At 59.0% G+C, this 26,474-nt stretch carries 24 protein-coding genes; 13 read left to right on the plus strand and 11 right to left on the minus strand.

Annotated elements, in window-relative coordinates:
- Positions 1-562 precede the first annotated feature (562 nt).
- The 5 genes from dnaA (at position 563) to ACSFE6_RS02845 (ending at position 7,525) form a co-directional block, all read left to right on the plus strand.
- Positions 563-2,086 carry a chromosomal replication initiator protein DnaA gene (gene dnaA / locus ACSFE6_RS02825; RefSeq protein WP_435426163.1) on the plus strand — a complete coding sequence of 508 codons (1,524 nt, stop codon included), beginning with the start codon at positions 563-565 and terminating at the stop codon, positions 2,084-2,086.
- Positions 2,087-2,125: 39 nt separating this feature from the next.
- The gene (dnaN, locus tag ACSFE6_RS02830) at positions 2,126-3,229 is read left to right on the plus strand and encodes a DNA polymerase III subunit beta (RefSeq protein WP_071173918.1); all 1,104 of its coding nucleotides are present in this window, start codon (positions 2,126-2,128) and stop codon (positions 3,227-3,229) included.
- Between the two features lie 20 nt (positions 3,230-3,249).
- Positions 3,250-4,353, plus strand: a complete 1,104-nt coding sequence (gene recF / locus ACSFE6_RS02835) for a DNA replication/repair protein RecF (RefSeq protein ID WP_435426164.1) — start codon at positions 3,250-3,252, stop codon at positions 4,351-4,353.
- A 5-nt stretch (positions 4,354-4,358) separates the two neighbouring features.
- On the plus strand, positions 4,359-6,776 hold the full coding sequence (gyrB, locus tag ACSFE6_RS02840; protein ID WP_435426165.1) for a DNA topoisomerase (ATP-hydrolyzing) subunit B: 2,418 nt from the start codon (positions 4,359-4,361) through the stop codon (positions 6,774-6,776).
- Between the two features lie 230 nt (positions 6,777-7,006).
- On the plus strand, positions 7,007-7,525 hold the full coding sequence (locus tag ACSFE6_RS02845) for an Hcp family type VI secretion system effector (RefSeq protein ID WP_435426166.1): 519 nt from the start codon (positions 7,007-7,009) through the stop codon (positions 7,523-7,525).
- A 185-nt stretch (positions 7,526-7,710) separates the two neighbouring features.
- Here the strand turns inward: ACSFE6_RS02845 and ACSFE6_RS02850 are convergent, their stop codons facing one another.
- From ACSFE6_RS02850 to glyQ, 4 genes are all read right to left on the minus strand, one after another.
- Positions 7,711-8,490: a lysophospholipid acyltransferase family protein gene (locus ACSFE6_RS02850; RefSeq protein ID WP_435426167.1), complete on the minus strand. Its 780-nt coding sequence runs from the start codon at positions 8,488-8,490 to the stop codon at positions 7,711-7,713.
- A gap of 66 nt (positions 8,491-8,556) precedes the next feature.
- On the minus strand, positions 8,557-9,096 hold the full coding sequence (gmhB, locus tag ACSFE6_RS02855; RefSeq protein ID WP_435426203.1) for a D-glycero-beta-D-manno-heptose 1,7-bisphosphate 7-phosphatase: 540 nt from the start codon (positions 9,094-9,096) through the stop codon (positions 8,557-8,559).
- The gene (gene glyS, locus ACSFE6_RS02860; protein WP_435426168.1) at positions 9,097-11,151 is read right to left on the minus strand and encodes a glycine--tRNA ligase subunit beta; all 2,055 of its coding nucleotides are present in this window, start codon (positions 11,149-11,151) and stop codon (positions 9,097-9,099) included. It abuts the gene before it with no gap.
- A complete protein-coding gene (glyQ, locus tag ACSFE6_RS02865) occupies positions 11,148-12,101 on the minus strand; it encodes a glycine--tRNA ligase subunit alpha (RefSeq protein ID WP_110967948.1) in 954 nt (317 codons plus the stop codon). The genes glyS and glyQ overlap by 4 nt, the downstream gene beginning before the upstream one ends.
- Positions 12,102-12,182: 81 nt before the next feature.
- Here glyQ and tag point away from each other — a divergent pair, with 81 nt between their 5' ends.
- The 3 genes from tag to ACSFE6_RS02880 all read left to right on the plus strand — a co-directional run bounded on the left by tag (position 12,183) and on the right by ACSFE6_RS02880 (position 13,980).
- A complete protein-coding gene (gene tag, locus ACSFE6_RS02870) occupies positions 12,183-12,740 on the plus strand; it encodes a DNA-3-methyladenine glycosylase I (RefSeq protein WP_435426169.1) in 558 nt (185 codons plus the stop codon).
- Between the two features lie 40 nt (positions 12,741-12,780).
- The gene (locus ACSFE6_RS02875; protein WP_435426170.1) at positions 12,781-13,668 is read left to right on the plus strand and encodes a lysophospholipid acyltransferase; all 888 of its coding nucleotides are present in this window, start codon (positions 12,781-12,783) and stop codon (positions 13,666-13,668) included.
- A gap of 72 nt (positions 13,669-13,740) precedes the next feature.
- Positions 13,741-13,980 (plus strand): PilZ domain-containing protein, encoded by a 240-nt coding sequence (locus ACSFE6_RS02880; protein WP_435426171.1) that lies wholly within the window; start codon positions 13,741-13,743, stop codon positions 13,978-13,980.
- Here ACSFE6_RS02880 and ACSFE6_RS02885 read toward each other — a convergent pair whose 3' ends face one another.
- The 5 genes from ACSFE6_RS02885 to def form a co-directional block, all read right to left on the minus strand.
- Positions 13,981-14,295 carry a tetratricopeptide repeat protein gene (locus ACSFE6_RS02885; RefSeq protein WP_435426172.1) on the minus strand — a complete coding sequence of 105 codons (315 nt, stop codon included), beginning with the start codon at positions 14,293-14,295 and terminating at the stop codon, positions 13,981-13,983.
- Positions 14,296-14,426: 131 nt separating this feature from the next.
- Positions 14,427-15,800 (minus strand): Trk system potassium transporter TrkA, encoded by a 1,374-nt coding sequence (gene trkA / locus ACSFE6_RS02890; RefSeq protein ID WP_435426173.1) that lies wholly within the window; start codon positions 15,798-15,800, stop codon positions 14,427-14,429.
- A gap of 22 nt (positions 15,801-15,822) precedes the next feature.
- Positions 15,823-17,133, minus strand: coding sequence for a 16S rRNA (cytosine(967)-C(5))-methyltransferase RsmB (rsmB, locus tag ACSFE6_RS02895; RefSeq protein ID WP_435426174.1), 1,311 nt, complete (start codon positions 17,131-17,133; stop codon positions 15,823-15,825).
- The gene (gene fmt / locus ACSFE6_RS02900; protein WP_435426175.1) at positions 17,130-18,089 is read right to left on the minus strand and encodes a methionyl-tRNA formyltransferase; all 960 of its coding nucleotides are present in this window, start codon (positions 18,087-18,089) and stop codon (positions 17,130-17,132) included. The genes rsmB and fmt overlap by 4 nt, the downstream gene beginning before the upstream one ends.
- A 70-nt stretch (positions 18,090-18,159) precedes the next feature.
- A complete protein-coding gene (gene def / locus ACSFE6_RS02905; RefSeq protein ID WP_435426176.1) occupies positions 18,160-18,666 on the minus strand; it encodes a peptide deformylase in 507 nt (168 codons plus the stop codon).
- A 170-nt stretch (positions 18,667-18,836) separates the two neighbouring features.
- On the opposite strand from def, the gene ACSFE6_RS02910 reads away from it, so the two are divergent.
- The 3 genes from ACSFE6_RS02910 (at position 18,837) to ACSFE6_RS02920 (ending at position 21,662) form a co-directional block, all read left to right on the plus strand.
- Positions 18,837-19,862 (plus strand): LysM peptidoglycan-binding domain-containing protein, encoded by a 1,026-nt coding sequence (locus ACSFE6_RS02910; protein ID WP_435426177.1) that lies wholly within the window; start codon positions 18,837-18,839, stop codon positions 19,860-19,862.
- Between the two features lie 81 nt (positions 19,863-19,943).
- A complete protein-coding gene (dprA, locus tag ACSFE6_RS02915; RefSeq protein ID WP_435426178.1) occupies positions 19,944-21,050 on the plus strand; it encodes a DNA-processing protein DprA in 1,107 nt (368 codons plus the stop codon).
- A gap of 54 nt (positions 21,051-21,104) precedes the next feature.
- Positions 21,105-21,662: an L-threonylcarbamoyladenylate synthase gene (locus ACSFE6_RS02920; protein ID WP_435426179.1), complete on the plus strand. Its 558-nt coding sequence runs from the start codon at positions 21,105-21,107 to the stop codon at positions 21,660-21,662.
- A 98-nt stretch (positions 21,663-21,760) separates the two neighbouring features.
- Here ACSFE6_RS02920 and ACSFE6_RS02925 read toward each other — a convergent pair whose 3' ends face one another.
- Positions 21,761-22,738, minus strand: a complete 978-nt coding sequence (locus ACSFE6_RS02925) for an NADPH:quinone reductase (protein ID WP_435426180.1) — start codon at positions 22,736-22,738, stop codon at positions 21,761-21,763.
- A gap of 157 nt (positions 22,739-22,895) precedes the next feature.
- On the opposite strand from ACSFE6_RS02925, the gene hemF reads away from it, so the two are divergent.
- Entirely contained in the window at positions 22,896-23,810 is a 915-nt protein-coding gene (hemF, locus tag ACSFE6_RS02930; protein WP_435426181.1) for an oxygen-dependent coproporphyrinogen oxidase, read from the plus strand.
- Between the two features lie 13 nt (positions 23,811-23,823).
- Entirely contained in the window at positions 23,824-24,645 is an 822-nt protein-coding gene (aroE, locus tag ACSFE6_RS02935; RefSeq protein ID WP_435426182.1) for a shikimate dehydrogenase, read from the plus strand.
- Positions 24,646-24,762: 117 nt separating this feature from the next.
- Here aroE and ACSFE6_RS02940 read toward each other — a convergent pair whose 3' ends face one another.
- Positions 24,763-26,331 (minus strand): SulP family inorganic anion transporter, encoded by a 1,569-nt coding sequence (locus ACSFE6_RS02940; protein ID WP_435426183.1) that lies wholly within the window; start codon positions 26,329-26,331, stop codon positions 24,763-24,765.
- Between the last annotated feature and the right edge of the window lie 143 nt (positions 26,332-26,474).

Consider the following 26,474-nt stretch of genomic DNA (forward strand, 5'->3'; position numbering starts at 1 on the left):
TGTTACCTGGTTCGTCCACAACGGGCCGGAATGGCCCCCGTTTTAAGAGACCGGGGATTCTAGAGAAAGCAAGCCTCTAGGTCAATTTCCAACCAACGTTTCCTTATAAATAGATCGCCAGTCGTTTAGTCGGCACACGGATCAACGGTAGACATAAAAATAAAGAAGGAAAGTATTTAAAGCTTTTCTGTGAAGCTTATAAAGCCTAGGGATGTCGTTATCTGTGGATAACTGCCTCAAGGCCTTATTAAACAAGCTGTAGAGAGAATGACAACTACAGTGGAAAACCGTGTTCAGCCTGTGCTGCACTGTCGGAAAACCTGTGTGCGAAACGGTAGCTTATCCACAGGCAGGTTATCCACTGATTTTCACCCCCAGTTGTGCAATGAGCTCAGCCCCTGTTATCCACAGAGCTTATGCACAGACCATTGGTCGTCTTTTTTGCGTATAAAACGCTAATTCTTCTTGTTCGATGACCCACCTACGTGTGGATAAGTCGGCTTCTGATCGTTACAATGGCCGCTTGTTTTTGCCTCACCGGCTTTCAACTTAGGGGATATCCGTGTCAGTGGAACTTTGGCAGCAGTGCGTGGAGCTTTTGCGCGAGGAGCTGCCTGCCCAACAATTCAACACTTGGATCCGTCCACTACAGGTCGAAGCCGAAGGCGACGAGTTACGTGTCTACGCGCCCAATCGTTTTGTCCTGGACTGGGTCAATGAAAAGTACCTGAGCCGCGTCCTGGAGTTGCTGGATGAACACGGCAACGGGATGGCGCCTGCGCTCTCCTTATTAATAGGTAGCAAGCGCAGCTCGGCACCGCGTGCCGCGCCGAATGCTCCGCTGGCAGCCGCGGTCGCGGCTTCTCAGGTTCAGGCTGCTCCCGCACCGGTCAATACTCCGCAGCCGGCAGCAACACCAACCAAGCGGGCGACGCAAAAAATCGACGAGGTCGTTGAAGAAGAGCCGTCACGCGATAGCTTCGATCCAATGGCCGGTGCCAGCTCGCAGCAGGCCCCGGTTCGTGCCGAACAACGCACCGTGCAAGTTGAAGGCGCGCTCAAGCACACCAGTTACCTGAACCGTACCTTTACCTTCGAAAACTTCGTTGAGGGCAAGTCCAACCAACTGGCCCGGGCCGCAGCCTGGCAAGTGGCGGACAATCCCAAGCATGGCTACAACCCACTGTTCCTTTATGGTGGCGTGGGTCTGGGTAAAACCCACTTGATGCACGCGGTGGGTAACCACCTATTAAAGAAGAACCCGAATGCCAAGGTCGTGTACCTGCATTCCGAGCGTTTCGTGGCCGACATGGTCAAGGCACTGCAACTGAACGCGATCAACGAGTTCAAGCGTTTCTACCGTTCGGTGGATGCTTTGCTGATCGACGATATTCAGTTCTTTGCCCGCAAAGAGCGTTCTCAGGAAGAGTTTTTCCACACCTTCAACGCCCTGCTTGAAGGTGGTCAGCAAGTCATTCTCACCAGTGACCGCTACCCGAAAGAAATCGAAGGTCTTGAAGAGCGCCTCAAATCCCGCTTCGGTTGGGGATTGACGGTAGCCGTCGAGCCGCCGGAGCTGGAAACCCGTGTAGCGATCCTGATGAAAAAGGCTGATCAGGCTAAAGTCGAGCTGCCCCACGATGCGGCGTTCTTCATCGCCCAGCGCATTCGCTCCAACGTCCGTGAACTGGAAGGTGCGCTCAAGCGCGTGATCGCCCACTCGCACTTCATGGGCCGCGATATCACGATCGAGTTGATTCGCGAATCCTTGAAGGATCTGTTGGCGCTGCAAGACAAACTGGTCTCTGTGGATAACATTCAGCGTACAGTCGCCGAGTACTACAAGATCAAGATCTCCGATTTGCTGTCCAAACGCCGTTCGCGTTCGGTCGCCCGCCCTCGTCAGGTCGCCATGGCATTGTCCAAGGAACTGACCAACCACAGCCTGCCGGAAATCGGCGATGTGTTTGGCGGACGTGACCACACTACGGTTTTGCACGCCTGCCGCAAGATCAACGAACTTAAGGAATCCGACGCGGACATCCGCGAGGACTACAAGAACCTGCTGCGTACATTGACCACTTGATGAACACCAGCGCAGCTATTTAAGGCAAGGGACTAGACCATGCATTTCACCATTCAACGCGAAGCCCTGTTGAAACCCCTGCAACTGGTCGCAGGCGTCGTCGAGCGCCGACAGACCTTGCCGGTGCTTTCCAACGTGCTGCTGGTTGTCGAAGGCCAGCAACTGTCGCTGACCGGTACCGACCTTGAAGTCGAACTGGTCGGTCGTGTTCAACTCGAAGAGCCTGCTGAGACAGGTTCCATCACCGTGCCTGCACGAAAGTTGATGGACATCTGCAAAAGCTTGCCGAACGATGCGCTTATCGACATCAAGGTCGACGAGCAGAAGCTGGTGGTAAAGGCAGGTCGTAGCCGCTTTACGCTATCGACACTGCCGGCCAACGACTTCCCGACGGTAGAGGAAGGCCCGGGTTCGCTGACCTGCAGCCTCGAGCAAAGCAAGCTGCGTCGTCTGATCGAGCGGACCAGCTTCGCCATGGCCCAACAGGATGTGCGTTACTACCTCAACGGTATGCTTCTGGAAGTGTCGGCTGGCGTGATTCGCGCCGTGGCCACCGACGGTCATCGTCTGGCCATGTGTTCGATGCAGGCCGATATCGGCCAGCCAGATCGCCATCAGGTCATCGTGCCGCGCAAGGGCATTCTCGAGTTGGCTCGCCTTCTGACCGAACCGGACGGCAATGTAAGCATCGTTCTGGGTCAACACCACATTCGCGCCACCACAGGTGAATTTACCTTCACTTCGAAACTGGTTGACGGCAAGTTCCCGGATTACGAGCGAGTGCTGCCAAAAGGCGGTGACAAGTTGGTCCTCGGTGACCGTCAGGCACTGCGCGAAGCCTTCAGCCGTACCGCGATTCTGTCGAACGAGAAGTACCGTGGTATCCGCCTGCAACTGGCCAATGGTCAACTGAAGATTCAGGCGAACAACCCGGAGCAAGAGGAAGCGGAAGAAGAAGTGGGCGTCGAATACAACGGCGGCTCCCTGGAAATCGGGTTCAACGTGAGCTACTTGCTCGATGTGCTGGGCGTGATGACCACCGAGCAGGTTCGCCTGATTCTCTCCGACTCCAACAGCAGTGCGCTGGTGCAGGAGTCGGATAACGACGACTCGGCCTACGTTGTCATGCCGATGCGTCTGTAATCATGCTTAGCAGAAGCTAGATGTCCTTAAGTCGCGTCTCGGTCACCGCGGTGCGCAATCTGCACCCGGTGACCTTCTCCCCCTCCCTCCGAATCAATATCCTTTACGGCGCCAACGGCAGCGGCAAAACCAGTGTTCTGGAGGCCATTCACCTGCTCGGGCTTGCCCGTTCGTTTCGCAGTGCCCGTCTATTGCCGGTGATCCAGTACGAGCAACTGGCGTGCACGGTGTTCGGCCAGGTCGAGTTGGCTGAAGGTGGGCACAGTGCGCTTGGCATTTCACGCGACCGCCAGGGAGAGTTTCAGATTCGCATTGACGGGCAAAACGCTCGGAGCGCTGCGCAATTGGCGGAGATGCTGCCGCTACAGCTGATCAACCCCGACAGTTTTCGGTTGCTGGAAGGTGCGCCGAAGATTCGGCGACAGTTTCTCGACTGGGGGGTGTTCCACGTGGAACCGCGGTTCATGTCTACCTGGCAGCGGTTGCAGAAGGCCCTGCGCCAGAGAAACTCTTGGCTGCGGCATGGTACACTTGACGCCGTTTCGCAAGCGGTTTGGGACAGGGAACTGTGCCAGGCCAGCGCTGAAATCGATGAATACCGCCGCGCTTATATCAAAGCCTTGAAGCCAGTCTTTGAAGAGACCCTGAGTGAATTGGTTGAGCTCAAGGGCTTAACGCTCAGCTATTACCGTGGTTGGGACAAAGACCGTGAATTAAGTGCAGTACTCGCCGGATCCCTGCAACGGGATCAGCAGATGGGTCATACCCAGGCCGGACCACAACGTGCTGATTTGCGTCTCAGACTCGGCGCACACAACGCAGCGGACATCTTGTCCCGCGGTCAGCAGAAGTTGGTGGTGTGTGCATTGCGGATTGCCCAGGGGCATCTGGTCAGCCAGGCCCGACGCGGTCAGTGTATTTATCTGGTGGATGACCTGCCGTCAGAACTGGACGAGCACCACCGTCGCGCGCTTTGCCGCTTGTTGGAAGACTTACGCTGCCAGGTATTTATCACCTGTGTAGATCACGAATTATTGAGGGAAGGCTGGCAGACGGAAACGCCAGTCGCTCTGTTCCACGTGGAACAGGGCCGTATCACCCAGACCCACGACCATCGGGAGTGAAGGCATTGAGCGAAGAAAATACGTACGACTCATCGAGCATTAAAGTGCTGAAAGGCCTGGATGCCGTGCGCAAACGTCCCGGTATGTACATTGGTGACACCGATGATGGCAGCGGTCTGCACCACATGGTGTTCGAGGTGGTCGACAACTCGATCGACGAAGCACTCGCCGGCTATTGCGACGACATCAGCATCATCATTCATCCGGATGAATCCATCACCGTTCGCGACAACGGCCGTGGCATTCCGGTAGACGTGCATAAAGAGGAAGGCGTTTCCGCTGCCGAAGTCATCATGACCGTCCTCCACGCTGGCGGTAAGTTCGACGACAACTCCTACAAAGTATCCGGCGGTCTGCACGGTGTAGGTGTTTCGGTAGTAAACGCCCTTTCCGAAGAACTGGTCCTGACCGTTCGCCGCAGCGGCAAAATCTGGGAACAGACCTACGTCCATGGTGTTCCACAGGCTCCGATGGCCATCGTTGGCGACAGCGAAACCACCGGTACTCAGATCCACTTCAAGGCTTCCAAGGAAACCTTCAAGAACATTCACTTCAGTTGGGACATCCTGGCCAAGCGCATTCGTGAGCTGTCCTTCCTCAACTCCGGCGTCGGTATCGTCCTCAAAGATGAGCGTACGGGCAAGGAAGAGCTGTTCAAGTACGAAGGCGGCCTGCGTGCATTTGTTGAATACCTGAACACCAACAAGACTGCGGTCAACCAGGTATTCCACTTCAACATTCAGCGTGAAGACGGCATCGGCGTAGAAATCGCCCTGCAGTGGAACGACAGCTTCAACGAGAACCTGTTGTGCTTCACCAACAACATTCCTCAGCGCGATGGCGGTACTCACCTGGTAGGGTTCCGTTCTGCCCTGACGCGTAACCTGAACAACTACATCGAACAGGAAGGCTTGGCGAAGAAGCACAAGGTCGCCACCACCGGTGACGACGCTCGTGAAGGCCTGACAGCGATCATCTCGGTAAAAGTACCGGATCCGAAGTTCAGCTCCCAGACCAAAGACAAGCTGGTGTCTTCCGAAGTGAAGACCGCTGTCGAGCAGGAAATGGGCAAGTACTTCTCCGACTTCCTGCTGGAAAATCCGAACGAAGCCAAGCTGGTTGTCGGCAAGATGATCGACGCAGCTCGTGCTCGTGAAGCAGCGCGCAAGGCCCGTGAGATGACCCGCCGCAAAGGTGCTTTGGACATCGCCGGCCTGCCGGGCAAACTGGCAGACTGCCAGGAAAAGGACCCTGCCCTTTCCGAACTCTACCTCGTGGAAGGTGACTCTGCTGGCGGTTCCGCCAAGCAGGGCCGTAACCGCAAGACTCAAGCGATTCTGCCGCTCAAGGGTAAAATCCTGAACGTCGAGAAAGCGCGTTTCGACAAGATGATCTCTTCCCAGGAAGTGGGTACCTTGATCACCGCGTTGGGCTGCGGCATCGGTCGCGAAGAGTACAACATCGACAAGCTGCGTTATCACAACATCATCATCATGACTGATGCTGACGTCGACGGTTCGCACATCCGTACGCTGCTGCTGACTTTCTTCTTCCGTCAGTTGCCTGAGCTGATCGAGCGTGGCTACATCTATATTGCCCAGCCACCGCTGTACAAGGTCAAGAAAGGCAAGCAGGAGCAATACATCAAGGACGACGACGCCATGGAAGAGTACATGACGCAGTCGGCCCTGGAAGATGCGAGCCTGCACCTGAACGAAGATGCACCGGGTATTTCCGGTGAAGCTCTTGAGCGTCTGGTAAATGACTTCCGTCTGGTAATGAAGACCCTCAAGCGTCTGTCGCGCCTGTACCCGCAGGAACTGACCGAGCACTTCATTTACCTGCCGGCCGTCAGCCTGGAAATGCTCAGTGATCACGCAGCGATGCAAGATTGGCTGGCCCAGTACGAAGTGCGCCTGCGTACCGTCGAGAAGTCGGGCCTGGTCTACAAGGCCAGCCTGCGCGAAGACCGTGAACGTAACGTCTGGTTGCCAGAGGTCGAACTGATCTCCCACGGCCTGTCGAACTACGTCACGTTCAACCGCGACTTCTTCGGCAGCAATGACTACAAGACCGTCGTTTCCTTGGGCGCACAACTGAGCACCCTGCTTGACGAAGGCGCGTACATCCAGCGTGGCGAACGCAAGAAAGCGGTCACCGAGTTCAAGGAAGCTCTGGACTGGCTGATGGCGGAAAGCACCAAGCGTCATACCATCCAGCGATACAAAGGTCTGGGTGAGATGAACCCGGATCAGTTGTGGGAAACCACAATGGACCCAAGCGTGCGCCGGATGCTCAAAGTGACCATCGAAGACGCCATTGGCGCAGACCAGATCTTCAACACCCTGATGGGTGATGCGGTCGAACCTCGCCGTGACTTCATCGAAAGCAACGCCCTGGCGGTTTCCAACCTGGACTTCTGATCCAGCAGATTCGCCAATAAAAAGGCCAGCGCAATGCGCTGGCTTTTTTGTTACGTCTGTCCCGTCCCTCAGTACCTGTGCCAAGTCGTATAGAACACAGGCGCTATACCTCGGCACCTCCCAGAAACTTCCTACATACGCCCTCTCTTGTGCTCTTTATCCTACCTCCCGCCAAGTTGTACGACTTGCGAAAGCTATCATTTTTGGGATATCAAACAGGGAACGCTTTTATGCCAACACCCGCGTATTTAGTCATAAAAGGTAAAAAGCAGGGGATGATTACTGCCGGAACCTTTACTCAGGATTCGGTTGGTAACGTTTATCAAGAGGGGCATGAAGACCAAATCCTGGTACAGGCATTTCAACATCAAATAATCATCCCTAGAGATCCCCAATCAGGCCAGCCGACAGGTCAGCGAGTGCATCAACCGCTGATGATCTCGAAGGTATTTGATAAATCATCCCCACTAATTTTTAACGCATTGACGAGTGGGGAAGTGCTGGATAGCTGCGAAATCTCTTGGTACCGAACCTCGTCAGCTGGAAAACAAGAACATTACTTCACCATCAAGCTGGAAGACGCTGTGATCGTTGATGTGCAGTCAAGAATGCCCAGCTGCCAGGATCCGAACATGGCGCATTTTACGCACCTCGAAGATGTGTATTTCACCTACCGAAAAATCACCTGGACCCATGAAGTATGCGGCACCACCGGTTCAGACGACTGGCGCGCTCCGAATAGCGGCTAAGTCCAATTTTCTAATTCGCGAGCATAAAAAAACCGGCTATATCAGCCGGTTTTTTTGCGCCAAAAAAAAACTTATGCACGTTTTCAGTTTTTTTATCCGCTTATGAAATATCTATATAAATCATTGATTTAAGATCATTCGGCGGCAATTTTTGAACAAACGGTACACAGGTTATCCACAGAATCTCAGACGGCGACCTGATCGTTCGAAGCCGGTGCTTGCGGCGCCGGCGGCAGGGAGCCCATTTCCCGTTGCATCTGCTCGTTCCAGGCCTGGACCCGATCGTTCAAATCGGCGATGGCGCGTGGCCCGCTGCCTTCGGCATGCATCGGTGCGCCGATGATCACGGTAATCACGCCCTGCTTCTTGCCCCAACCCAGTTTTGGCCAAAACTTGCCGGCGTTATGCGCGATCGGCAGCACCGGAAGCTCGGCATTGACCGCCAGCGCGGCGCCACTGCGGGAGAATTTGCCAACGGTACCGTAAGGAACGCGAGTGCCTTCAGGGAAAATCAGCACCCAGACGTTGTCCTTGAGCAACTCGTCGCCCTTGGATGCGACTTGCTTGAGTGCAGCTTTCGGGTTGTCACGATCGATGGCGATCGGTCGCAGCATCGCCATGGCCCAGCCGAAGAAAGGCACATAGAGCAGTTCGCGCTTGAGCACCTGGCTCAGCGGGGAGAAGTAGGCCGACAGGAAGAACGTCTCCCAGGTGCTCTGGTGATTTGACACAATCACACAGGGGCGGTCGGGCACATTCTCGGCGCCCTTCACTTCATAACGGATACCGAGGAACACCTTGCTCAACCACAAGGCGCAACGGCACCAGTAAACGTTGATGAAGCGATAGCGTGCCTTGAATGGCAGAAAAGGCGCGATAAAAAAGCTCAGGCTGCACCACAGCAAGGAGCTGGTGCCCAGCAGCAGGTAAAAGAGGAAGGTTCTGATGGCCTGCAGTATCGACATGGCGACGTTTACCGTTACGGGCACTGCCCGACTGTTCAAGCGCACTCCCGATCTGTCGAAAGCGCTCTAATTGTGGATAAGTTCTGCGGCAATCGCCGCGAGATCGTCGAAAATCAAAGTGCCTGCCGGTAGGGTTTTGCCCAAAGTCTTTTCGCCTTTCCCGGTCTTAACTAAAACTGGCTGAGAATCGACGGCTTTGGCGGCTTCCAGGTCACCGAGACTATCGCCGACAAACCATAGATCAGTCAGCGATACGTTGTAATGTGCGGCGATGTTTTTCAACATCCCGGGTTTTGGTTTTCGGCAATCGCAGCCGTCGTCCGGCCCGTGCGGGCAGTAGACGATCAGCCCGACTTCACCACCCTGCTCCGCCACCAGCGAGCGCAAGCGCGCGTGCATGGCTTCCAGCGTGGCGAGGTCGTAATAGCCGCGAGCGATGCCCGACTGGTTGGTAGCAACCGCTACCGTCCAGCCGGCTTTGCTCAACTGCGCGATGGCTTCGATCGAACCGGGAAGTGGAATCCACTCCTCTACCGACTTGATGTACGCGTCGGAGTCGTAATTGATCACTCCGTCCCGATCGAGAATCAGCAGTTTCAAACAGATTTACCCCAGCAACGAAATATCGGCGACGCCGAGGAACAAGCCACGCAGACGCGCCAGCAGTGCATAACGGTTGGCGCGGACCTTGGCGTCTTCAGCGTTGACCATCACTGCTTCGAAGAACGCATCCACCGGCTCGCGCAGTGCAGCCAAGCGTGCCAAGGATTCGCTGTACTGGCGTGCCGCAGCCATCGGTTGAACAGCCTGGTCTGCCTGCTGGATCGCCGAGTACAGGGAGAACTCGTTGGCGTTGTCGAAGTATTTGGCTTCCACGACGGTCGGCACGGAGCCTTCGATCTTGCTCAGCAGGTTCGATACACGTTTGTTCACTGCCGCCAGAGCAGCGGCTTCCGGCAACTTGCGGAACGCTTGCACCGCTTGCACGCGCTGGTCGAAGTCCAGTGCAGAACCCGGCTTCAGGGCGCGTACCGACAGGTAAGTCGCGACGTCGACGCCTTCGTCTTCATAACGCGCACGCAGACGATCGAAGATGAACTCCAGCACCGCGTCGTTCAGACCGGCCGCCTTGACCTTGGCGCCGAATGCATTGACGGCGAAAGCCACGGCGTCGTTCAGGTCCAGATCCAGTTGTTTCTCGATCAGGATGCGCAGTACGCCCAGTGCAGCGCGGCGCAGGGCATACGGGTCTTTGCTGCCGGTAGGCAACATGCCGATGCCGAAAATGCCGACCAGGGTGTCGAGCTTGTCGGCGATGGCCACGGCCGCACCGGTCAAGGTGGATGGCAGTTCAGCGCCAGCACCGCGCGGCATGTACTGCTCGTTCAGGGCCAGTGCGACATCTTCCGGCTCGCCATCATTGAGGGCGTAGTAGTAGCCAGCGACACCTTGCATTTCCGGGAACTCGCCGACCATTTCGGTCGCCAGGTCGCATTTGGACAGCAAGCCTGCACGCGCAGCCCAGGAAGCGTTGCCGCCAATGCGCGCAGCGATGTAAGCGGCGAGTTTGGAGACGCGCTCGGCCTTGTCATAGACGCTGCCAAGTTTTTCCTGGAACACCACGTTTTGCAGACGCTGGTTGAAGTCTTCGAGTTTCTGCTTCTTGTCTTGCTTGAAGAAGAACTCGGCGTCGGTCAGGCGTGGGCGAACCACTTTCTCGTTACCGGCGATGATCTGCTGTGGGTCTTTGCTTTCGATGTTGGCTACGGTAATGAAGCGTGGCAGCAACTTGCCGTCGGCATCCAGCAGGCAGAAGTACTTCTGGTTGTCCTGCATGGTGGTGATCAGGGCTTCTTGCGGCACATCAAGGAAGCGCTCTTCGAACGAGCACACCAGCGGTACCGGCCACTCGACCAGTGCGGTCACTTCGTCGAGCAGGTCCGGCGGCACGATGGCGGTGCCTTCCTGACGGGTGGCGAGCTCTTCGGTGCGCTTGCTGATGATTTCGCGACGCTCGTTGGCATCGGCCAGCACGTAAGCGGCACGCAGGTCGGCCAGGTAGCTGGATGGCGAACCGATTCGCACGCTTTCCGGGTGGTGGAAGCGGTGGCCTCGGGAATCGCGGCCAGCCTTCTGGGCGAGGATGGTGCAATCGATGACCTGGTCACCGAGCAGCATGACCAGCCATTGGGTTGGGCGAACGAATTCTTCCTTGCGCGCGCCCCAGCGCATGCGCTTGGGAATCGGCAGGTCGTTCAACGAATCTTCGACGATGGTCGGCAGCAGGCTCGCGGTCGGCTTGCCGGCGATGCTTTGGCTGTAGCGCAGTTTCGGGCCGCTCTGATCGATCTCGCTCAGCTCGACGCCGCACTTCTTGGCAAAGCCCAGTGCCGCCTGAGTCGGATTGCCTTCGGCATCGAACGCGGCCTGACGTGGCGGGCCGTCGAGGTTGATGCTGCGATCCGGCTGCTGGGTGGCCAGCGAGGTGATCAGCACGGCCAGGCGACGTGGCGCCGCGTAAACGGTTTTGGTCTCGTAGTTCAGGCCGGCAGCTTGCAGGCCCTTGTCGATACCGGCGAGGAACGCCTCGGCCAGGGTGTTCAGGGCTTTGGGTGGCAGTTCTTCAGTGCCCAGTTCAACCAGAAAATCCAGAGCACTCATTGTGCAGCCTCCAGCTTGGCCAGTACTTCGTCACGCAGGTCCGGGGTCGCCATCGGGAAGCCCAGCTTGGCGCGAGCCAGCAGGTAGGCTTGCGCAACGGAACGCGCCAGGGTGCGAACACGCAGGATGTATTGCTGACGCGCAGTCACGGAGATCGCCCGGCGCGCATCCAGCAGGTTGAAGGTATGGGAGGCCTTCAACACCATTTCGTAGCTTGGCAACGGCAGCGGCTCATCGAGTTCGATCAGGCGCTTGGCTTCGCTTTCATAGAAATCGAACAGTTCGAACAGCTTCTCGACGTTGGCGTGCTCGAAGTTGTAGGTCGATTGCTCCACTTCGTTCTGGTGGAACACATCGCCGTACGTCACCTTGCCGAATGGACCGTCAGCCCAGACCAGGTCATAGACCGAATCCACGCCTTGCAGGTACATGGCCAGGCGTTCCAAGCCGTAAGTGATCTCGCCGGTCACCGGGTAGCATTCGATGCCGCCCGCTTGCTGGAAGTAAGTGAACTGCGTCACTTCCATGCCATTGAGCCAGACTTCCCAGCCCAGACCCCAGGCGCCGAGGGTCGGCGATTCCCAGTTGTCTTCGACGAAGCGGATGTCATGCACCAGAGGGTCCAGGCCCACGTGCTTGAGTGAGCCCAGGTACAGTTCCTGGAAGTTGTCCGGGTTTGGCTTCAGGACAACCTGGAATTGATAGTAGTGCTGCAGACGGTTCGGGTTTTCACCGTAACGGCCGTCAGTCGGACGGCGGCTTGGCTGCACGTAGGCGGCGTTCCAGGTTTCCGGGCCGATGGCGCGCAGGAATGTAGCGGTGTGGAAAGTGCCGGCGCCTACTTCCATATCGTAGGGCTGAAGTACCACACAACCTTGCTCGGCCCAGTATTGCTGGAGCGCGAGGATCAAGTCTTGGAAGGTACGCACGGCTGGCGTAGGCTGGCTCACGAAATTCACCTGTTTCTTGGGCTGCGATTTAAAGAGCGGGAGTATACCCGATTCAATGCTGCGCACGCCCCCTGGAGCCTTATGCCACGCTGCTTTTGGTGTTCCGAAGATCCGCTGTACATGGCTTATCACGATCAGGAGTGGGGCACGCCGCTACGCGATGCGCAGGGATTGTTCGAGTTGCTTTTGCTCGAAGGGTTCCAGGCCGGGCTTTCCTGGATCACCGTGTTGCGCAAGCGCGAGCATTATCGCCAGGTGATGTATGGCTTCGACGTCCAGCGTGTGGCGCAGATGAGCGATGCGGAAATCGATGATCTGATGCTCGACCCGGGCATCATCCGCAATCGCCTCAAGCTCAATGCCGCCCGGCGTAACGCCCAGGCCTGGCTGGCGCTGGAGGATCCGGTGGCATTTCTCTGGTCCTTTGTCGGGGATGTGCCGAAAATCAATCATTTCAAGGATCGCAGCGAAGTACCGGCCATCACGCCGGAGGCGGTAGAGATGAGCAAAGGCTTGAAAAAAGCGGGTTTCACCTTCGTTGGCCCGACCATCTGCTATGCGCTGATGCAGGCTTCGGGCATGGTCATGGATCACACGCAGGATTGCGATCGCTACGCGATGCTGGCGAACGGCGGTTAGAATACCCGCCTCGCGCACAGCACAAGATCAGGAGTGACCTGTGGATAAGTTTAAAGGCGCCTTGCTGGTAGGCGCTCTGCGGCTGTTTGCCCTGCTCCCGTGGTGGGCCGTGCAAGCCGTGGGCTCGGCGATTGGCTGGGTGATGTGGAAAACCCCGAATCGCTCCCGCGACGTGGTAAGGATCAATCTGTCCAAATGTTTTCCGGAGATGGACCCCGCCGAGCGCGAGCGCCTGGTGGGCCAAAGCCTGAAAGACATCGGCAAGTCCCTGACCGAAAGTGCCTGCGCCTGGATCTGGCCTGCCCAGCGTTCCATCGACCTGGTGCGGGAAGTCGAAGGCCTCGACGTGTTGAAAGATGCACTCGCCTCCGGCAAAGGCGTAGTGGGTATCACCAGTCACTTGGGCAACTGGGAAGTGCTCAATCACTTCTATTGCAGCCAGTGCAAACCGATCATTTTCTACCGCCCGCCAAAATTGAAGGCGGTGGATGAACTATTGCAAAAACAGCGGGTGCAACTGGGCAACAAGGTGGCCGCATCCACCAAGGAAGGCATCCTCAGCGTCATCAAGGAAGTGCGCAAAGGTGGTGCGGTGGGTATTCCTGCCGACCCGGAACCGGCCGAATCCGCCGGGATCTTCGTGCCGTTCTTCGCCACTCAGGCGCTGACCAGCAAATTCGTGCCGAACATGCTCGCCGGTGGCAAAGCGGTCGGCGTGTTCCTGCATGCGCTGCGGCTGCCGGACGGTTCGGGCTACAAGGTCATCCTGGAAGCTGCGCCCGAGGCCATGTACAGCACCGATACCGAGACCTCCTGCGCCGCCATGAGCCAGGTCGTCGAGCGCTATGTGCGTGCGTATCCGAGCCAATACATGTGGAGCATGAAGCGCTTCAAGAAGCGTCCTCCGGGTGAGGAGCGCTGGTACTGAGGCAATTGGCATGGTCTGTGGATAACCTGGGTCTCCGGGTTATCCACAACCGTTCATTCAAGGGCGCTGCAGATGTCCGAACACCGCAAATCATTTCGCATCAAGATCAGTCACGAAAGCTTCGGCGAATGCCTGGGCCAGACGCGCAACCTGTCGACCACAGGCGTTTACGTCAAGCATCCAGCATTATCGTCGTTGCCTAGAGGTGCAGTGGTTTACGGGCAGGTTCAGGACTTACCCACAGGCGCGCCGCGGGTGAGCATGGAAGTGGTGCAAGTGGACGCCGAAGGCATCGGCCTGCGTTACCTCTGATCAGAGTGCCTGACGGTCGAGTTTCTTCAGGAACACCGTCATTTCCTTTTCGGCCTGCTTGTCGCCATGGTTTCGGGCGGCTTCCAATCCCCTCTCCCACGCCTGACGCGCGGCGGCATAGTCCGCCAGCGCCAGATGCGCCTTGCCCAATAGCTTCCAGGCAGCCGAATACTTCGGATCGATCACGACGCAGCGCTGAAAATGCTCCACAGCCTTGGCGTTCTCACCCAGATCCAGATAACCCTTGCCCAGGCCGAAGCGCAGCAATGAGTTATCCACACCCTTGGCGAGCATTTTTTCCAGGGATTCGATCATGGTGGATTCCTTCTTTTTGTAGGAGCGAGCCCTGCTCGCGATGAACCGGAGAGCGACACGGGGTGTCAGGCATCCAACGTTATCGTTAACGACCATTGCGAGCAGGGCTGGCTCCTACAGAAGCAGGTCAGTTAGAAGAAGCTCAACCCCACATGGAACAGTTTTTCCACATCGCGAATATGCTTTTTATCCACAAGGAACAGAATCACATGGTCCCCCGCTTCGATCACCGTGTCATCGTGGGCGATGATCACTTCTTCGTCGCGGATGATCGCGCCAATGGTGGTGCCCGGCGGCAGGCCGATGTTTTCGATGGCCTTGCCGATGACCTTGCTCGATTTCGCATCGCCGTGGGCAATCGCCTCGATGGCTTCCGCCGCGCCTCGGCGCAGTGAGTGCACGCTGACGATGTCGCCGCGTCGCACGTGGGCCAGCAAGGTGCCGATGGTGGCCAGTTGCGGGCTGATGGCGATGTCGATATCGCCGCCCTGGATCAGATCCACGTAGGCCGGGTTGTTGATGATGGTCATCACCTTCTTCGCTCCCAGGCGCTTGGCCAGCAGCGACGACATGATGTTGGCCTCGTCGTCGTTGGTCAGGGCCAGGAAGATATCCGCGTCGGCGATGTTTTCTTCCAGCAGCAGATCGCGGTCCGAGGCGCTGCCTTGCAACACCACGGTGCTGTCGAGGGTGTCCGAGAGGTGGCGGCAACGCGCCGGACTCATCTCGATGATCTTCACCTGGTAACGGCTTTCGATGGCTTCGGCCAGGCGTTCACCAATCTGCCCGCCGCCAGCGATGACGATGCGCTTGTAGGTCTCGTCGAGGCGGCGCATTTCACTCATGACCGCGCGAATGTTGGCCTTCGCCGCGATGAAAAACACTTCATCGTCTGCTTCGATCACCGTATCGCCCTGGGGCAGGATTGGCCGGTCCCGGCGGAAGATCGCCGCGACGCGGGTTTCGACGTTCGGCATGTGCTCACGCAATTGCCGCAGCTGTTGACCCACCAGTGGCCCACCGTAATAGGCCCGTACCGCGACGAGCTGCGCCTTGCCTTCGGCGAAGTCGATCACCTGCAACGCGCCGGGATGCTGGATCAGGCGCTTGATGTAGTTGGTGACCACCTGCTCCGGACTGATCAGCACGTCTACCGGAATCGCTTCGTTGTCGAACAGTTCGGCACGGGTAAGGTACGCGGCTTCGCGGACCCGGGCGATTTTTGTCGGCGTATGGAACAGCGTGTGGGCGACCTGGCAGGCCACCATGTTGGTTTCGTCACTGTTGGTCACGGCAACCAACATGTCGGCATCGTCTGCGCCAGCCTGGCGCAGGATGGTCGGCAGCGAGCCGCGTCCTGCCACCGTGCGGATATCCAGGCGATCGCCAAGATCGCGCAGGCGTTCGCCATCGGTGTCGACCACCGTGATGTCATTGGCCTCGCTGGCCAGATGTTCCGCCAGCGATCCACCTACCTGCCCCGCACCAAGGATGATGATTTTCATCCAGTCACTCCATTGAATCCGTTTAACCGCGCGCGGCGGCGATCTTGATCAGCTTGGCGTAATAGAAACCGTCATGGCCGCCTTCTTGTGCTAGCAACTGGCGACCATGGGGCTGCTTGATGCCGGCCGCGGTGGCCAGGTCCAGTTCTCGGGCTCCCGGCGTGCGAGCGAGGAACGCCTCGATGACTTCGGTGTTCTCGGTCGGCAATGTGGAGCAGGTGGCATACAGCAGGATGCCGCCGACCTCCAGGGTTTTCCACATGGCGTCGAGCAGCTCGCCTTGCAGTATTGCCAGTGCGGTAATGTCGTCCGCCTGGCGGGTGAGCTTGATGTCCGGATGACGACGAATCACGCCGGTGGCCGAGCACGGTGCGTCCAGCAGGATGCGCTGGAATGGCTTGCCGTCCCACCAAACTTGGGTATCGCGGCCGTCGGCGGCGATCAGTTCGGCGCTCAGGCCCAGGCGTTCGAGGTTTTCCCGCACCCGCACCAGACGCTTGGCTTCCAGGTCCACCGCCACCACGCCGGCCAATGCAGGCTCGGCTTCGAGGATGTGACAGGTTTTGCCACCCGGTGCGCAGCAGGCATCCAGTACGCGCTGGCCCGGCGCAAGGTCGAGCAGATCCGCGGCCAATTGCGCCGCTTCGTCCTGCACGCTGATCCAGCCTTCGGCAAAACCCGGCAGGCTGCGGACGTCGGTGGCTGAGTCGAGGATGATGCCATCGCGGCTATAAACGCATGGGTTGGCGGCGATACCGGCTTCACTCAGCAGCTGCAGGTAAGCATCACGTGTTTGATGGCGACGGTTGACCCGCAGAATCATCGGCGGATGTGCGTTGTTCGCCGTGCAAATGGCTTCCCATTGTTCGGGCCAGAAGGCTTTCAGGGATTTTTGCAGCCAGCGCGGGTGGGCAGTGCGCACCACGGGGTCGTGTTCCAGCTCGGCCAGCAACGCCTCGCTTTCCCGTTGGGCGCGACGCAGCACGGCATTGAGCAGTGCTTTGGCCCAAGGCTTCTTCAATTTGTCGGCGCAACCGACGGTTTCACCGATGGCGGCATGGGCTGGAACGCGGGTGTAGAGCAATTGGTAGAGACCAACCAGCAGCAGCGCTTCGACATCGGCATCGGCGGCCTTGAAGGGCTTTTGCAGCAGCTTGGCCGCCAGCGCCGACAACCGTGGTTGCCAACGGGCGGTGCCGAACGCCAGGTCTTGGGTGAAGCCGCGGTCACGGTCCTCCACTTTGTCCAGTTGCGTCGGCAGTGAGCTGTTGAGCGAGGCTTTTCCGTTAAGAACAGCAGCCAGAGCCTTGGCGGCAGCCAGACGAGGATTCATTGAGCGTCCGCCGCTTGGCCCAGTACGGTACCGATGGTGAATTTCTCACGGCGGCTGTTGAACAAGTCGCTGAAGTTCAGCGCCTTGCCACCGGGCAATTGCAGGCGGGTCAGGCACAGGGCCTGTTGACCGCACGCGACCATCAGGCCGTCCTTGCTGGCGCCGAGGATTTCGCCCGGGGCACCCTTGCCTTCAGCCAGATTCGCGGCCAGGACCTTCAGGGCCTCGCCGTTGAGCGTGCTGTGGGTAATTGGCCACGGGTTGAAGGCGCGCACCAAGCGTTCGAGCTCAATCGCTGGACGGGACCAGTCAATGCGGGCTTCGTCCTTGTTCAGTTTGTGGGCGTAGGTGGCGAGGCTGTCGTCCTGCACTTCACCCCCCAGCGTTCCGGCAGCGAGGCCGGCGATCGCTTGCACCACGGCCGGCGGACCCATTTCGGCCAGTCGGTCGTGGAGACTGCCGCCGGTGTCTTCGGCGCTGATCGGTGTGGTGACTTTCAGCAGCATGGGCCCGGTGTCCAGGCCTGCTTCCATGCGCATGACGGTCACGCCACTTTCGCGATCACCCGCTTCGACGGCGCGCTGGATCGGTGCCGCACCGCGCCAGCGTGGCAGCAGGGAGGCATGGCTGTTGATGCAGCCCAGACGCGGAATATCCAGCACCACCTGCGGCAGGATCAGGCCGTAAGCGACTACCACCATCAAGTCCGGTTTCAGCGCGGCCAGCTCGGCCTGAGCATCTTCGTTACGCAGTGTCGGCGGTTGCAGCACCGGGATGTTGTGCTCCAGCGCAAGCTGCTTGACCGGGCTCGGCATCAGTTTTTGCCCACGACCTGCCGGTCGGTCCGGTTGGGTGTAGACCGCGACGATCTCATAAGGGCTGTCGAGCAGGGCCTTGAGGTGTTCGGCGGCGAATTCCGGGGTGCCGGCAAAGACAATGCGCAATGGCTCAGTCATGGGTGGCTCTCTATTGCAAAGCTTCTTGAAAAGAAAAAGGCTTGCCGCGGCAAGCCTTTGAAGAGGGGCATCAGGCGTTCTGGCGATGAAGCTTTTCCAGTTTCTTCTTGATGCGGTCGCGTTTGAGCGTGGACAGGTAATCGACGAACAATTTGCCGTTGAGGTGGTCGCATTCGTGCTGGATGCACACGGCGAGCAAATCTTCGGCGATCAGTTCGTAAGGCTGGCCGTCGCGATCCAGGGCCTTGACCTTGACCCGTTGCGGGCGATCGACGTTTTCGTAGAAGCCCGGTACCGAAAGGCAACCTTCCTGATACTGGCCCATTTCGTCGGTCAGGGGTTCGAGCTCGGGGTTGATGAACACACGCGGCTCGGTGCGGTCTTCGGAAAGGTCCATCACGACGATACGTTTGTGCACGTTTACCTGAGTCGCGGCGAGGCCGATGCCCGGTGCCTCATACATTGTTTCAAACATGTCGTCGACCAACTGACGTACTTCGTCGTCCACTACGGCCACCGGTTTGGCGATGGTACGCAGGCGCGAGTCAGGGAATTCGAGGATGTTCAAAATGGCCATAAGCTTGATGACTGCACGTGTGAAGTAAGGTCGGATCGGCGCCTGGCGAGTCCGAAGAGGCAGGCTACCGTTGTAAAACGTAGCTCCCTTCTACTCATAAGCAAGCCGGGAGCGAGCCACTGATGGCTCTGGCGTTTCACGCGAACGTACATAATAAAGGGATTCACCGCATGAGGAAATCACTACTCGCCCTGCTCCTTCTGGCCTCTGCCGGATTGGCGCACGGGCAAGTGCAACTCAAGGAAGGTTTTCCACAGCAATACAACGTCGTATCGGGAGATACGCTCTGGGACATTTCAGGCAGGTTCCTGCGTGAGCCCTGGCAGTGGCCGCAACTGTGGCAAGCCAATCCGCAGATCGAAAACCCTAGCCTCATCTATCCCGGCGATACGCTTTCACTGGTCTACATCAACGGTCAGCCACGCCTGACCCTCAATCGCGGTGCTTCACGAGGTACCATCAAGCTTTCGCCGCGGGTACGCAGCAGTCCGGTGGCGGATGCGATTCCGAGCATTCCGCTGAAATCGATCAACAGTTTTCTGTTGAGCAACCGCATCGTCGACAAGGCCGAAGATTTCGACAAGGCCCCCTACATCGTGGCCGGTGATGCCGAACGCGTGCTCAGCGGCATGGGGGACCGTATCTTCGCCCGCGGCCACTTCGACCCGGCGCAACCGGTCTACGGTATCTTCCGCCAGGGCAAGGTCTACACCGATCCGCAGACTCAGGAGTTTCTGGGGATCAACGCCGATGACATCGGCGGTGGCGAAATCGTTGCCACCGAAGGTGACGTCGCCACGCTGGCGCTGCAACGCACAACCCAGGAAGTGCGCCTCGGCGACCGCTTGTTCAGCGGCGAGGAACGCTCGATCAACTCGACGTTCATGCCCAGCGCTCCCGGTACCGATATCAACGGCCTGATCATCGATGTGCCGCGTGGGGTCACGCAGATCGGTGCATTGGACGTGGTGACGCTGAACAAGGGCCAGCGCGATGGCCTGGTCGAAGGCAACGTGTTGGTAGTGATGAAGACCGGTGAAACCGTGCGCGACCGGATCACCGGTCAGCCGCTGAAAATTCCCGATGAGCGCGCCGGTCTGCTGATGGTTTTCCGCACCTACGACAAGCTCAGCTACGGACTGGTGCTCAGCGCTTCGCGCTCGCTGGCGGTGATGGACAAAGTGCGAAATCCGTAAGCGTGCTTCACAAGTTACCAACAGAGTTATCCACAGGTTATTCCCGCTTGGACGGGTGCTTATAACGATCAAGGATGATCCATGTCTCAATCTACCGTTGCACCGGTTTCTCCTGCGGAACTGGAAGCCCGTTTACGCCTGCACCGTTTGCCGGAACTCGGTCCGGCACGATTCAAGAAGCTGCTGGAGGCCTTCGGTTCGGCGTCCAAAGCCATCAGTGCCCCGGCCAGTGCCTGGCGTGCGCTGGGCTTGCCGCTGGCCTGCGCGGAGGCTCGGCGTTGTGCGGAAATTCGCGATGGTGCCAGCCATGCACTGGCCTGGTTGGAGCGTCCGGCCCAGCATTTACTGATGTGGGACCAACCTGACTACCCTGCGCTGCTGGCGGAAATCAGCGATGCCCCGCCTTTGTTATTCGTGGCTGGCAACCCCGGCATTCTGGAAAAACCGCAACTGGCGATGGTTGGCAGCCGTCGTGCTTCCAGGCCGGGCATGGACACCGCTGCCGCCTTTTCCCGCAGCCTGGCGAGCGCCGGTTTTGTCATCACCAGTGGTCTGGCCCTGGGCATCGACGCCGCCGCGCACCAGGCAGCATTGGACGTTGGCGGGCAAACGGTCGGCGTGCTTGGCACAGGACTTGAAAAGTTTTATCCACAGCGCAATCGACGGCTGGCCGACGCGATGATTGCCTCGGGCAGCGCGGTGCTTTCCGAGTTTCCGCTGGACGCCGGCCCGACGGCCAGCAATTTTCCACGGCGCAACCGGATCATCAGCGGGCTGTCCCTCGGCGTGCTGGTGGTCGAGGCCAGTGTCGCCAGCGGGTCGTTGATCACCGCCAGGCTGGCGGCGGAGCAAGGGCGCGAGGTGTATGCCATTCCGGGATCTATCCACCACCCCGGCGCCAAGGGGTGCCACCAGTTGATCCGCGACGGCGCGGTGCTGGTCGAAACCGTCGAGCACATCCTCGAGGCCTTGCGGGGCTGGCAACAGCTGCCTTTATCCACAGGGTCGCTGGCAATTGATGGGCCTCACCCTTTGCTGGCGTTGTTGCGCGCCGCCCCCCACTCCAGTGAAGCGTTGGCCGATGCTAGCGGCTGGGCCTTGCCCAAGGTGCTGGTGGCGCTGACCGAACTGGAAATGGAGGGCCGTGCGGTCTGCGAAAACGGGCGCTGGTTTGCGCGGGTGAGCTAGGTTTTATAAGGAAGATCGGTAAACTGCACAGAGCCTTATTCTGGAGCGTTTTTCATGGTCAACAGTTGGCGTGTGCAACAAGCCGCACGAGCCGTTCGCGCAGGGGCGGTGATTGCCTACCCAACCGAAGCCGTCTGGGGTCTGGGTTGCGACCCGTGGGACGAAGAAGCAGTGGATCGTTTGCTGCTGATCAAGGGCCGGTCGGTGGATAAGGGCCTGATTCTGGTTGCCGATAACATTCGCCAGTTCGACTTCCTGTTCGAAGACTTTCCCGAGCTGTGGATGGATCGTATGTCCAGCACCTGGCCGGGGCCGAACACCTGGCTGGTGCCGCATCAGAACCTGTTGCCGCAGTGGATTACCGGTGTGCATGACACGGTGGCTTTGCGGGTCAGCGACCACCCGCAGGTGCGGGATTTGTGCGCGTTGACCGGGCCTCTGGTGTCGACGTCCGCCAACCCGCAGGGCCGGCCGGCGGCGCGCACGCGGATTCGCGTCGAGCAGTATTTCCGCGGGCAGGTGGATATGGTGCTGGGTGGGATGCTGGGTGGGCGCAAGAACCCAAGCGTGATTCGTGATCTGGCGACGGGTCACGTTGTGCGCCCGGATTGAGACCGTGTCGCTGCCATTCGCGAGCAGGCTCGCTCCCACAGGGTACTTGTGATCGACACATAACCCATGTGGGAGCGAGCCTGCTTGCGAAAGCGTCCTTAAGGCAATAACACAACCGAGCCCGTCGTGCGCCGTGCCGACAACTCGGTCTGTGCCTTCGCCGCTTCAGCCAGTGGATAACGCTGGCTGATGTCCACCTTCAACTTGCCGCTGATGATCATCTCGAACAGCTCATCGGCCATGCGCTGCAGGTTTTCAGCATTGTTGGCGTAGGTGCCCAACGTTGGCCGGGTCACGTACAGCGAGCCTTTCGCCGCCAAAATCCCCAGGTTTACGCCATCCACTGCGCCAGATGCGTTGCCGAAGCTCACCACCAATCCCCGTGGAGCGACGCTGTCGAGTGAAGTCAGCCAGGTGTCCTTGCCCACGCCGTCGTATACCACCGGGACTTTTTTGCCGTCGGTCAATTCCAATACGCGTTGCGCGACGTTCTCATGGCTGTAGTCGATGGTCGCCCAGGCACCGTTTTCCTTGGCCAGTGCGGCTTTTTCTGGCGAGCTCACGGTGCCGATCAACTTGACGCCCAACGCCTTGGCCCACTGGCAGGCCAAAGAGCCAACGCCACCGGCCGCAGCGTGGAACAGGATGGTTTCGCCACCCTTGAGTTCATAAGTCTGACGCAGCAGGTATTGCACGGTCAGGCCTTTGAGCATGACTCCGGCTGCCTGTTCGAAGCTGATGGCGTCCGGGAGGTGGACCAGATTGGCCTCGGGCAAGACGTGCACATCGCTGTAGGCACCCAAGGGACCGCTGCCATACGCCACGCGATCACCGACCTTGAACCGGGTGACTTCGCTGCCAATCGCTTCCACCACACCTGCGCCTTCCGAGCCCACGCCCGATGGCAGGGACGGTGGCGGATAGAGGCCGCTGCGGTAATAGGTGTCGATGAAGTTCAGGCCGATGGCCTTGTTGCTCACGCGAACCTGCTGCGGACCAGGCTCGGCGGGTTGGTAATCCACATACTCGAGCACTTGGGGGCCGCCATGGGCACGGAACTGGATACGCTTTGCCATCTGCACTCTCCTGAGGTCATTTACCAAGCGCCCTATCGGACTCCTAAGGTTGATCTTCGTCAACTGCGACAGACCAAGGTGCAGTGTTATCCTACGCAGCAATTTGCCACCGGCCTTTTAGAGCGCCGCGTGCCTTTGCCCGATCCAAGGTGATGCCATGACTACCCGCACCGAGGCCGTAAAAGCCTATCTGCTCGACCTGCAAGACCGCATTTGCGCTGCACTGGAAGCCGAAGACGGCGGCACGCGCTTTGTCGAAGATGCCTGGACCCGGCCTGCCGGCGGTGGCGGGCGGACGCGGGTGATCGAAAACGGTGCGGTCATCGAAAAAGGCGGCGTCAACTTTTCCCATGTCTTCGGCAGTGGCCTACCACCGTCCGCCAGTGCTCATCGGCCGGAACTGGCCGGGCGTGGCTTCGAAGCCCTGGGCGTGTCGCTGGTGATCCATCCGCACAACCCGCACGTACCGACGTCCCACGCCAACGTGCGTTTTTTCATCGCTGAAAAAGAAGGCGAAGAGCCGGTCTGGTGGTTCGGCGGTGGTTTCGACCTGACGCCGTACTACGGCAACATCGATGACTGTGTGCACTGGCACCGGATTGCCGAGCAGGCCTGCGCGCCGTTTGGCCCGGACGTCTACCCGCGTTACAAAGCCTGGTGCGACAGCTATTTCCACATCAAGCATCGCCATGAGCCACGAGGCATTGGCGGGCTGTTTTTCGATGATCTGAACGAGTGGGACTTCGACACCAGTTTCGCTTTCATGCGTGCCATTGGTGATGCGTATATCGATGCTTATCTGCCGATCGTGCAGCGTCGCAAGCACGATGCCTTCACAGCCCAACAGCGGGAGTTCCAGGAGTATCGCCGTGGGCGCTACGTCGAGTTCAACCTGGTTTATGACCGTGGCACCCTGTTCGGCCTGCAATCGGGCGGGCGTACCGAGTCGATTCTCATGTCCCTGCCCCCGCAGGTACGCTGGGGTTACGATTGGAAAGTCGAGCCCGGCAGCGAAGAGGCGCGCCTGACTGAGTACTTCCTGCAAGACCGCGACTGGTTGGCCGAGGCCTGAACGAGGATTATTGATGGACCGTTATGTCGTTTTCGGTAACCCGATTGGCCACAGCAAGTCGCCACTGATTCATCGCCTGTTCGCCGAACAGACCGCGCAGAAACTCGACTACAGCACTTTGCTGGCCCCCCTCGACGATTTTTCCGGCTGCGCCCGGGCATTTTTCCTCGAAGGTCGCGGAGCGAATGTAACGGTTCCGTTCAAGGAAGAAGCCTATCGCCTGGCGGACAACCTGACCGCGCGGGCACAGCGGGCGGGTGCGGTAAATACCCTGAGCAAGCAGGACGACGGCAGCCTGCTGGGTGACAATACCGACGGCGCCGGTCTGGTGCGGGACCTGACGGTCAACGCCGGGTTCAGCCTCAAGGGCAAGCGCATCCTGCTGCTCGGTGCCGGCGGCGCGGTGCGCGGCGCGCTGGAACCGTTGCTGGCCGAGCAGCCGGCGTCGGTGATCATTGCCAACCGTACGGTGGACAAGGCCGAGTTGCTGGCGGAGCTGTTCTGCGATCTGGGACCTGTATCGGCCAGCGGTTACGACTGGTTGCAGGAATCGGTGGACCTGATCATCAATGCGACATCCGCGAGTTTGTCCGGCGATGTGCCGCCGATTGCCGCCAGCCTGATCGAACCGGGTAAAACAGTGTGCTACGACATGATGTACGGCAAGGAGCCGACCTCGTTCTGTCGCTGGGCGAGCGAGCATGGCGCAGCGGTATCGATGGACGGTTTGGGGATGCTCGCCGAACAGGCGGCGGAGGCGTTCTTCCTGTGGCGCGGGGTGCGGCCGGATACGGCACCAGTATTGGCCGAGCTTCGCCGGCAGTTGGCCCTGTAATCCCCTGTAGGAGCGAGCTCGCTCGCGATGAACCCACGGGCGCCGCTGGGCATCTGGTTTCACGCGTTATCGTTCGCGACCATCGCGAGCGAGCTCGCTCCTACAGGGATCGGTATTTCAATCCTCAAACCTGATCGGACATTTCTCCGCCCCTTCAAGCTTCCTCAGCTCTTCCACCACCTGCGGACGTGCCCGGCGCAGGGTCAGGCTGCGATCCTGGCGCAATAGCCGTCGCGCCTCCTGATGCAGCATTTCCACCCCTGAATAGTCGATGAAGTTGATCTGCTGCGCCTCGATCACCACGCGAGCACCGTGCATCCGTTGCAGGCGGACCTGCAGATAGTGGCTGGCACCGAAAAAGATCGAACCGCCCACCCGCAAAATATCCTCTTCGCCGTCGCGTACGTGTTGTACCCGTGGTTGCGAGGTGCGCTTGAGGTAAAAGAACAGCGACGCCAGCACCCCGGCATAAATGGCCGTTTGCAGTTCCAGCAGCAACGTGGCGACACAGGTCAGCGCCATGACCACGAATTCGGCGCGGCTGACTCGCAGCAATGCGCGAATGCCGCGGTGGTCCACCAAGCCCCAGGCGATCAATAAAATGCTGCCGGCCATGGCCGGAATCGGAATGTGCGCAATCAACTGCGCCCCGAAGATCGCGAACAGTGCCACCCACAATGCCGAAAAAATCCCCGCCAGCGGCGAGCAAGCCCCTGCTTCATAACTCAGGCCCGAGCGAGTGAAAGAACCGGCCGATAGCGATCCGGAAAAAAACGCACCGACGATATTGGACAAACCCTGGGCGCGGACTTCCTGATTGGCGTCGAGCAACTGCTGCGAGCGTGCGGACAGTGAGCGGGCAATCGACAGGCTGGTGACCAGCCCAAGCATGCCCACCGCCACTGCGCTCGGCAGCAGGCGCAGGATCAAGTCCAGGTCCAGCGGTAAAGGGCTGAAGGGCGGCAACTTGCCGGTGAAGGCACTGACCAACTCGACATGGCCGAACATCGAGGGCCAGAGCCAGACCAGCAGCGCGCCGAGCACCAGGGTTATCAATAGCGTCGGCCAGCGTGGCAACCATAGCTTGAGGATGATTCCCACTATTACAGTCGCCAGCCCCAGTGCCAGCGAGGGTTGATCGACTTCGGCGAGGTGTTTGAACAGGGTGATGAAACTGTCCAGCGCGGTGGCCTGGCTAGGCAAATCCAGTCCCAGCAGGTTGGGCAACTGGCCGATGGCAATGACCACCGCCGCGCCGAGGGTGAATCCGAGCACCACCGAGTGGGAGACGAAATTCACCAGTGCGCCAAATCGCAGCAACCCGAGCAACCACTGGAAGATACCGGCCAAAAGCGTCAGCAGCAGGATCAAGGTCACGTAGTCCTGTGTCGCCGGTACGGCGAGAGGACTGACGCTGGCATACAGGACAATGGAGATCGCGGCTGTAGGACCGCAGATCAAATGCCACGATGAACCCCAGAGACAAGCGATCAGTACCGGGATGATTGCCGCGTATAAACCGTATTCCGGCGGGAGACCGGCGATCAGGGCGTAAGCGATGGATTGCGGCAAGGCGAGAATCGCGCCGCTGAGGCCGACGATCAGGTCACGACCGACGCTGGCGCGGGTTTGCCGGGGCAACCAGCTGAGGAAGGGGAAGAGTGAATGGCGGCTGGGAAGGGCCATGAAGCCTCTCGGTCGGGGTTTTGCACAATAAATATCAGGACGGCGCGGTCATGATGATAAGCGAGCATCCTGTGGCGAGGGGATTTATCCCCGTTGGGTTGCGAAGCGGCCCCAAAAAATGGGACTGCTGCGCAGTCCAACGG

The organism is Pseudomonas baetica (assembly GCF_051216495.1).
Classification (GTDB): domain Bacteria; phylum Pseudomonadota; class Gammaproteobacteria; order Pseudomonadales; family Pseudomonadaceae; genus Aquipseudomonas; species Aquipseudomonas baetica_B.